The sequence below is a fragment of the Kitasatospora arboriphila genome, assembly GCF_039528095.1.
In the GTDB taxonomy this organism is placed as follows: Bacteria; Actinomycetota; Actinomycetes; order Streptomycetales; family Streptomycetaceae; genus Kitasatospora; species Kitasatospora arboriphila.
In genome coordinates this window covers 35,051-43,948 of record NZ_BAAALD010000065.1, presented here as the reverse complement: position 1 = coordinate 43,948, position 8,898 = coordinate 35,051, and the positions used below count along the sequence as shown (strand labels likewise).

Below are 8,898 nucleotides of genomic sequence, written 5' to 3'. Positions count from 1 at the left end.
CCCCCCCCCCGCCCCCGCCCCCCCCCCCCCCCCCCCCCGCCCCCCCCCCCCCCGGCACGCCTCCCGGACTACGGTCTGCTCTGCCCGTTGCACGCGGCCGCGGGCTGCACGCTGCCGTCGGCGGAGGACATGGCGGCGCTCCAGGCGGCGTTCTGCGCGGCCGGACCGGGCGGGCCGCCACCGGACACCGACACCGTGCACGCGCTCACCGGTCTGCTCGCCGCACACCTGCGGGGCGGCGAACAGGCCGTCCGGGCGGGCGCCGCCGAGACGGTGGAGCACGTCCTGCGGGCCGTCCTCGCCCGGCTGGGCGCCGGGCCGGCCGCCCGGGGCAGACCGCTGGCCCGGCTCGCGGCCGAGTACGCGCACGCCGCCGGGGTGCTGCGGATGCAGCAGGGCCGCCGGGCCACCGCCATGGCCTGCTTCGACCGGGCGCTCACCTGGTCCGAACTGGCCGACGACCCCGCCACCCAGGTCGCCGCGCTGAGCGACATGAGCACCCTGGCCCGCCTCGACGGCGACGCCGACTCCGCGCTCGGCTACGCCCGGGCGATCGGCCGGGCCGCGCCCGACCGCCACTGGGCCGGCGCGATGGGCCGGATCGGCCGGGCCCGGGCCCACGCACTGGCCGGGGACGTCCGCGGGACCGGCCGGCACATCGCCCGCGCCCGGCTGCACCTCGACCACATCGGCGAACCCGACGAGGCGGACGCCGCCTGGCTCTCCATCGCCTCCATGCGGCTCCGGGTGGAGGCCGGTGCGGCCGCCGCCCTGCGCGACGTCGCCGCCGCCGTCGGCGACCCGCGGCCCGCCCGGCACGCCGCCGACGCGGCAGCCACCGCGCTGGCCCTGCTCGGACCGGACCAACTGCCGTCCTCACGGCTGCTGTTCACCGTCCGGCTGGCCGACTGCCACCTCTGCGCCGGCGACCGGGACGCGGCCCTCGCCCTGCTCTCCCCCGCCCTGCTCTCGCCCGACCGCGACGGCGTCGCCCTTCCCGCCCTGGTGCGCCACGAACTCCGCGGTCTGCACTCCCGTACGGCCCTGTTTCCGGCCCGGGCCCGCCACCACGGACAGCCCACCGCCGTCCGTCAGCCGGCGTTCGGCGCAGTGGAGCAGTGATAGGCACTGCGCTCGAAGCCGCAGCGCCTCCGCGACCGCACCTTCGTGGCGCATTCGATCGACACGTTCCCTCGCCCGTACGACAACGGCGTCAGGGCGTCATCGCGGCGATCCGGGCGCTTCGGGCGGAGGCTGGTGAAAGCCGATCGCGTTCTGCCCGTCAGTGCACCCCGAGGCCGTGGAGGAGACAGTCGCCGCAGCCGTACCCCCTCCCACCGGTCGGCCCGACTCGGCCCGGCCCTTGAGTGCGATCGCCCCGCGCAGCGGTTCGGGAGGCACCGCACCCGCGGAGCGGTCCGGCAGCCGGGTCAGGCGGCGGATTCGGCCGCGAGCCGGTGCAGGCCCTTGCGGTCGTAGTAGCTGGTCATCACCCAGCCGAGCAGCAGGGCGAGCACCGTGCCGACCCCGATCATGATCCAGGCGCGGGCGAGGCCGGCGTCCGCCCGGGCGTCGAAGTAGAGGATCGCCCGCACGCCGTCGCTGAGCTGCCGCATCGGCTCGAACCTGGCGAGGAAGCGGTAGAAGTCCGGCAGTGCCTGCAGCGGGATCGTCGCCCCGGAAGACGGCAGGGCCAGCACGATGAACACGAACATGCTGACCAGCTGCCCGATCCCGCCGAAGGTGGCGTTGATCGCCTGCACGCCGAGGCCGACGGCGGCGCTGGCGCAGAAGGAGAAGACGAAGAGCAGCGGCAGGTGCGAGGCGTCCATGCCGAGGATCGAGACGGTGGCCAGCATGATGACGGCCGAGGTGAGCAGCGAGATCCCGACGCTCATCACCGACTTGACCACCCAGGTGCGGCGGCGGGTGATCGGGATCGTGCGCCGGCGGGTGTGCCACGGGCCGAGCTCGTTGTCGGTGTAGCCGAGTCCGACGTCCACGCCGTTGCCGATGACGTTGCCGCCGAGGAAGCCGGCGAGCACCAGCAGCAGGGTGTAGTAGAAGGCGCTGAGGCCGAGGCCGCTGTGCGGGCCGATCGGGTGCCCGACCCGGGTCTCGACGGTGATCGGGTCGGCCAGCAGCAGGGCGGACGGGTTGGAGACCTGGGTGCCCTGCTGGGCGGCGCGCTGTGCGGCGGTGGCGGTGAGCTGCTTGCCGAGGTCGGTCGAGGCGCGGTGGGCGGCGTCGGTGGCGATCGAGGCGGCGAAGGAGGAGGCGAGGCTGCCGGAGCCGGGGTTGGTGAGGACGACGGCGGTGGGGCGGGCGGGCGAGCCGGTCGGCGGCTGGCCGAGTCCGGCGACGGAGGCGGTGAAGTCCTCGGGGATCAGCAGGGCGCCGTACAGCTGGTTGGAGGCGAGTTTCTGCTGCGCCTCGTCGGGGCTGAGGACCTGCCAGTTGACCCGTTCGTCCGGGTCGGGTGCGGCGGCGACGGAGGCGGTGATGCTCGCGCCGAGGTTCTGCTGCTTGCCGTCGACGGTGGCGCCCTTGTCGGCGCTGACCAGGCCGACCGGCACCCGGTGGAGGTCGATCCGGGGGTTGAGGATGCCGCCCATGTAGAGCAGGGACAGCAGCAGCGCGACGACGCCGGTCAGCGCGGTCGGGAGGATCCAGATCCTGGGGTTGCGCAGCACCTGGAGCGCCGTCGCACCGTTGCCGGACGGGGATGGCGGGGGTGGCGGGGCGGGTGCTGCGGGCGGCTCGGCCGCGCCGGGCGGGGTGGGCGGTGTCATGGGGTGCCTCCTGCGCTCGTCCCGCCGGCGCCGTCGGGGGTCGGCGCCCTGCGGACGGTCCCGCGCGGGCCGGTGCCACCGCCGGTGCCACTGCAGGGGTGACTGCCGTGCCACTGCCGGGGCGCGCCGGACCGCCGGGCGGGGTCCGTCCGGATCGACCGTACGCGGCTCGGCAGGCACAGCCTGCGACCGCCGATCGGTGGGGGCCGTGTGTCACCCGACCGGACGCCGCCGGCGGACGCTCCCGGAGTCCGCGGCCGCACGGCCGGACGGGCATTCGATGCCCTCCGCCGGGCGGGTGATTGTCCGACGCCGCGAATGGAACTCAAACGTATGCGCACGATATCGATGGGGTGAGCCCGCGAAGAATGCGGGAACCGATCGACAGCAAGGACGATTGTGCGAGCATTCCTGACCTCCCTGGCCGCCGCCGGCGCGGTTCTGGCGCTCACCGGCGCCGCAACCGCCCCGCGGGCGGCGACCGGCACGGTGGTGGTGTTCTCCACCGAGTTCCAGCCGCTGGACGTGTACACCGATCCGTCCGGGTGCAACCAACTTCCCGCCCTGGCCCATGTGCTGGCGAACCGGACCGACGGGCCGGTGAAGGTCTACGGCAATCCGTTCTGCCTCGGGCCGAGCCTGACCGTCCAGCCCGGCTACGGCACGCACGTCCCGGGTGGCGCCGGGAGCTTCTCGGCGTAATTCCACAACGGGCGGTCCGCAGACGAACACACCATGGACCGCCCGTTTCTGCGCTCATCATAGGAATGCATCCGAACGGTATCCGTATGCCATCATGAGATCGCCGACTCACCGTCCGCCACGGCGGATTGGCGCACCGTCAGCGTGGTCGGCCCGTTTCTCCGGCCCCCGCGGCATTCCGTCCCGGGCCCGGCCGCCGTTGAGAGGACAGCGATCCCGTGGAGCACGCCGCCGCACCGGCCGTCGCCGAGTCACCGCCGATCGCCTGGCGGGCCTACGCCCGGCTGGCCAAACTCGACATCTACGACTACTACTTGAGCGTCCCGCTGGTCGCCGCCATGGTGCTGCCGGGCGGCTCGGCCGCGACCGCCACGGCGACCCTCGCCGTGCTGCTGCTCTTCCTCGGCGGCGAGATCGCGATGAGTGCCGCGATGTGCACCTTCGACGACGTCACCGGCTACCGGGACGGCAGCGACCAGGTCAACTACGGCCCGGACGCACCCGCCCGCCGGCTGGCCCGCAAGCCGCTGATCGCGGGCACCCTCACCGAGCCGCAGGCGATCCGCTTCGGCTGGCTGTCCACCGCCGCCTGCGCCCTCTGCTGGCTGGCCGCGCTGGCCCTGGCCCCGGCGCGCCCGCTCTGGGCGGTGGCCGGGGTGCTCGCCCTGACGGTCTTCGGCTTCCAGTACTCGTGGTGGCTGCGGATCAGCTACAACGGCTTCCAGGAGTTCTTCCTCGCCGCGCTGGGCTGGCTGTTCGTCCTGCCGCTGCACGGGCTGCTGACCGGACGCTTCGACGCCTTCGTCGCCGTGCAGGCGCTGGTGTTCGGCCTCGGCCCCCTGCTCTTCGGCGTCTACTCCAACACCAACGACATCCCGGGCGACCGCGCGGTCGGCCGCAGGACGGCCGCCGTGCTCCTGCCGTCACGCGGCAACGCCCTGTTCGTGGCGGGCTGTTCGGCCCTGGAGGCGGCGCTGGTGGTCGGCTCCGCGGTGGCGGGCGTGGCACCCTGGTGGTTCCCGCTGGTGATGGCGCCGGTGCTGGTCCTGCGGGCGCGCCAGTGGCACCAGGGCTTCGTCAAGGGCCAGGTCCTGCTCGCCCGGCGGCTCGGCATCCACCTGCACCGGCTGAGCTGCGCCCTGCTGGTCGCCGTCGACCTGTCCGCCGCCGGTCTGCTCACCGGGAGCCTGTCGTGACCGCCCTGGTGAAGCCCCTGCCGCTGGACCTCGGCCCGCTGTTCGAGGTGCTGGCCGAGCGACGGCCGCCGATCCGGGTCGAACTCGGCCGTCCGCTCGACCTCGCCGCGGACGGCGGCAGCAGCTGGACGACGGAGCGGCTCGCCGACCTCGTCCGCGACACGGCCGCCTGGCTGGCCGCCGCGGGCGCGCGGCCCGGCGACCGGGTCGCGGTGGTGAAGCGCAACCACTGGGACTACGTGCTGCTCGCCTGCGCCGCCGTCCGGATCGGCGCGGTGCCGGCGCTGCTCTCCGACCGGGTGCCGCCGGACGGCCTGGCCGTGCTGCTGGAACGGCTGGAGCCCGCCGTCCTGGTGACCCAGCGGGACGTGCTGGGCACCGCCCGCTCGGCCGGCCACGACCTCACCCGGCTCGCCCGCCGCACCGTCTGCCTGGACGGCCCCGCCGAGGGCGCCCTCACCCCCGACGACCTGCGCGGCCACCCCGTGCCCGCCGTGCACCGCCGCCCCGACGACGCGCCGCTGACCGTCAACCACACCTCCGGCACCACCGGCGTCCCCAAGCTGGTGGTGCACTCCACCCGCACGCTGATCCGCCGGCTGGCCGCCTTCGAGGCCCGCCGCTGGCCGGTGCTCTCCGCCCGCCGCCAGGACACCGTCGCCAGCGCGATCTCCTTCGCCCACGGCCGCGCCGTCACCTGGACGGCCAGCGCGTTCTGGCGGGCACCCGGCACCTTCGCGATCCTGCCGGACTCCGACCCGTCGACCGCCGCCGCGCTGCTGCGCAGCCACCCGCCGACGATCCTGGAGGCGCTGCCGTCCACCTACGTCCGCTGGCAGCAGCTGGCGGCCGGGCCGCAGAACCCGTTCCGGGACGTGCGGCTGTACATCTCGACCTTCGACGCGATGCATCCGCCGACCGTCCGCACCTTCCTGTCCGCCTCCGAACGGCGCCGCCCGCTCTGGATGCAGGGCTGGGGGCAGACCGAGACGGGGCCGCTCACCTTCCGCTTCCTCACCCGCGGGGCGCTGGCGGACAGCGAGCAGCGCCACCCGACCACCCGGGACCTCGGCCGGCCGCTGCCGGGCTGGGTGCGCCTCAAGGTGGTCGACCCCGCCACCCTGGCGCCCGTCCGGCGCGGCGAGCCCGGCCTGGTGCTGACCCGGACGGGCGCCCGCTGCCTCGGCTACCTCGGCGAGTCGGACCGCTGGGAGGCGAAGGCGGCCGGGCCGTGGTTCAACACCGGCGACCTCGGCGTCCGCACCCGGGACGGGCGGCTGCTGCTGCTCGACCGCGAGGTGGACATGGTCCCGGGGCTGAGCTGCGTCGAGGTCGAGGACGTGCTCCACGACCGGCTGCCGGAGGTCGAGGAGGCGGTGCTGCTCGCCGTCGCCGACGGCCGCCCGCTGCCGGTGCTGGTCACCGGCGACGGCGAACTCGACGGCGAGCGCTGGCGGCGGGCCGTCCACGACCTGCCGCCGCTCGCCGAGCCGGTGGTGCTCGACCGGGACGCCGTCCCGCGCACCGGCACCGGGAAGGTCCGGCGGCACGAACTGCGCGAACGGCTCCTCGCCGGCACGGCCGCCTTCGGCAGCGGACGGTGGACATGAGCACCGTCGGGAGCACCCCCGAGCTGGACGTCGCCGTGGTCGGCGCCGGCATCGCCGGGCTGGCCGCCGCCCACCACCTGGCCGCCGCCGGCCGCGAGGTGAAGGTCTTCGAGGGCAGCGGGCGGGTCGGCGGCCGGATGGCCTCCACCCGGGTGGACGGCTACCTGGTGGACGAGGGCGCCGAGACCATCGCCGGAGCCGGGTACGAGGCCACCTGGGAACTGATCCGGGCGGTCGGCATCCCCGAGGCCGAGGTGCCGGTCGTCGAGAGCGGCTTCGCCCTCTGGCGGCACGGCCGCGCCCACGCCCGTCTCGGCCACCCCAAGGGCCTGCTGACGGGTGCGGGGCTCTCCTGGCGCGGACGGCTGGCCTGGCTCGGCTTCGCCACCGAGCTGGCCCTGCGCTGGCGCGGCTTCGACCCCGACCACCCGGAGACCGCGCCCAGCGGCGAACTGACGCTCGGTCAGTACTGCGCGGGCGGCCGCGAAGAACTGCTCGACGGAATGCTCCAGCCGCTGGCGAGCCACTGCTTCGGCTGGCGGCCGGACACCTCGGCGATCGGGCCGATGGTGGCCACCCTGCTCTCGGTCGGCGGCGCCGGTGCCCGCTGGATGACCTACCGGGACGGCATGGACACCCTGGCCCGCTCGCTCGCCGACCGGCTCGACGTCGCCCTCGACGCCCGGGTGACGGCCGTCCGGCCGGAGGACGGGGGCGTGCGGCTGGAGTTCGCCGACGGCACGGCCGGCACCGCCCGGCAGGCGGTGCTGGCCGTGCCGGCCCCCGTCGCGCTCGCCCTGCATCCCGGACTCCCGCCCGAGGAGCGCGGATTCGTGGCCGCGAGCACGTACGCGCCGATGCTCAAGGTGGCCTGCCTGCTGGACCGGCCGCTGCCCGGCCCGACCCGCAGCCCCAGCTACGCGATCTCCGTCCCGGCCGGTGAGAGCCTGGTCTGCACCGGGATCGTCCTCGACCACCTCAAGGCCCACGGCCGGGCACCCGAGGGCCGCGGCCTGGCGAACGTCTTCGTCTCGCCGTGGACGAGCCCGGAGCTGCTGGACGAGCCGGACGAGCGGGTGGTGGAGATCGCCTGCGCGGAGGCCGAGCGCTTCCTCCCGGGCCTGCGGGCGGCCACCGTCCGCACCCTGGTGCACCGGTACCGGCACGGCCTGCCGCAGGCGGCACCCGCCGCCGTCCGGGAGCGGGCCGCCTTCCTGGCCCGGCCGACCCGGGCGATCGAGTACGCCGGGGACTGGGTGATGCTCCGGCCGAGCAGCGAGGGCGCCGTCCGCTCCGGCCGGCTGGCCGCGCAGCGGGTGCTCACCCACGCGGCGGACCGGCCCGTCCCGGTGCCCTGACGCCCACGCCGCACGCCCGCACGCCCTGTTGCCCGCAGCCGACCAGTGCCCGTCGACGCCGACGGACCGGAGAGAGACCGATGACCCTCGCCCCCGCCTACCTCTTCGACAACACCGGCAGCCACGCCGCCGAACAGCACCGCTGCCTGGCGGCCTGGCTCGACCCGATCACCGTCGAGCGGCTGGTCGGCGCCGGCGTCCGCCCCGGGATGGACTGCCTGGACATCGGCACCGGCGCCGGCAGCATCGCCGTCTGGCTGGCCGACCGGGTCGGCCCCGCCGGCCGGGTGCTCGCCACCGACCTGGTGCCGCTGCCCCTGCCGGAGCGTCCCAACCTGGACGTCCGGCGCCACGACATCGTCCACGACGAGCTGCCCGACGGCGGGTTCGACCTGATCCACGCCCGGCTGGTGCTCTCCCACCTGCCCGAGCGGGAGGCCGTGCTCCGCCGTCTGCTCACCGCGCTGCGGCCCGGCGGGGTGCTGCACCTGCTGGAGTTCGACGCCGAGTACGCGCCCGTGCTGCTCGCGCCGAGCGCCCGGGCCAAGGAGCTCTTCGAGCGGTTCCAGCGCGCCAAGTTGCAGGCGTTCCGCGAGCGCGGCTCGCACCAGGGCTGGGGCCGGGAGTGCGCCGCCGCCCTGCGGCGGGCCGGCTTCGCCGGTGTGGAGGCCGTCCCGTACGTCACCGCGCTGACCCCGGGCTCGCCAGGGCTGCAACTGCAGATCCACAACACCCGCCACCTGCGCGAGCCGCTGCTGCGCGCGGGGCTGACCGAGGACGAACTCGCCGAGCTGCGGGAGATCCTGGTGCACCCGGACTTCCGGGCCTGCTCCAACCTGGTGCACACCGTCCAGGGCCGCCGCCCGTGAGCGGCGCCACCGGCGCACTCGCCACCTCCGCACCGCCGCGGGCCGCCCTCGGCCTGGCCGCCGCACACCTGCGGGCCCTCGGCCACCGCGCCGAAGGGCACCCCGACGGCACCCTCGGCCTCGCGGACGGCCCGCTCCGGATCGACTGCCGGATCTCCTGGGCCGGGCCGGTGGCGCTGCCGCTGCACGGCGAGGCGGACGTGCAGGCCGCCTGCGGCCTGATGCACGTGCACGGCCGCCGGTGCGGCCGGCCCGTGCCGCTGGGCGTCGGCTTCGCCTCGGCCGCCGCCGGGGGGGTCGCCGCCACGGGCGCCCCGGGCGCGCTGCCGGGCGCCCCGGTGGGGGGGGGCCTGGGGGGGGGGGGGGGGGGG

Annotated in this window: 7 protein-coding genes; 6 read left to right on the top strand and 1 reads right to left on the bottom strand. The window is 75.8% G+C overall.

The window, feature by feature from the left end; all coding sequences use genetic code 11:
• Positions 1–87 precede the first annotated feature (87 nt).
• A complete protein-coding gene (locus tag ABD353_RS27535; protein WP_344626383.1) occupies positions 88–1,122 on the top strand; it encodes an NsdA family TPR-like regulatory protein in 1,035 nt (344 codons plus the stop codon).
• A gap of 308 nt (positions 1,123–1,430) precedes the next feature.
• On the opposite strand, the gene ABD353_RS27530 is transcribed toward ABD353_RS27535, so the two are convergent.
• Complete coding sequence (locus ABD353_RS27530; protein WP_344626382.1) at positions 1,431–2,792, bottom strand: YhgE/Pip domain-containing protein; 1,362 nt, start codon at positions 2,790–2,792, stop codon at positions 1,431–1,433.
• Between the two features lie 399 nt (positions 2,793–3,191).
• Here ABD353_RS27530 and ABD353_RS27525 point away from each other — a divergent pair, with 399 nt between their 5' ends.
• The 5 genes from ABD353_RS27525 to ABD353_RS27505 all read left to right on the top strand — a co-directional run bounded on the left by ABD353_RS27525 (position 3,192) and on the right by ABD353_RS27505 (position 8,527).
• A complete protein-coding gene (locus ABD353_RS27525) occupies positions 3,192–3,494 on the top strand; it encodes a hypothetical protein (RefSeq protein WP_344626381.1) in 303 nt (100 codons plus the stop codon).
• A 218-nt stretch (positions 3,495–3,712) separates the two neighbouring features.
• The gene (locus ABD353_RS27520) at positions 3,713–4,690 is read left to right on the top strand and encodes a UbiA family prenyltransferase (protein ID WP_344626380.1); all 978 of its coding nucleotides are present in this window, start codon (positions 3,713–3,715) and stop codon (positions 4,688–4,690) included.
• Positions 4,687–6,300 carry a class I adenylate-forming enzyme family protein gene (locus ABD353_RS27515; RefSeq protein ID WP_344626379.1) on the top strand — a complete coding sequence of 538 codons (1,614 nt, stop codon included), beginning with the start codon at positions 4,687–4,689 and terminating at the stop codon, positions 6,298–6,300. Before ABD353_RS27520 ends, ABD353_RS27515 begins: the two co-directional genes overlap by 4 nt.
• Positions 6,297–7,658, top strand: a complete 1,362-nt coding sequence (locus tag ABD353_RS27510; RefSeq protein ID WP_344626378.1) for a protoporphyrinogen/coproporphyrinogen oxidase — start codon at positions 6,297–6,299, stop codon at positions 7,656–7,658. Before ABD353_RS27515 ends, ABD353_RS27510 begins: the two co-directional genes overlap by 4 nt.
• 80 nt (positions 7,659–7,738) lie before the next feature.
• Positions 7,739–8,527 carry a methyltransferase domain-containing protein gene (locus tag ABD353_RS27505; protein WP_344626377.1) on the top strand — a complete coding sequence of 263 codons (789 nt, stop codon included), beginning with the start codon at positions 7,739–7,741 and terminating at the stop codon, positions 8,525–8,527.
• Positions 8,528–8,898 lie beyond the last annotated feature (371 nt).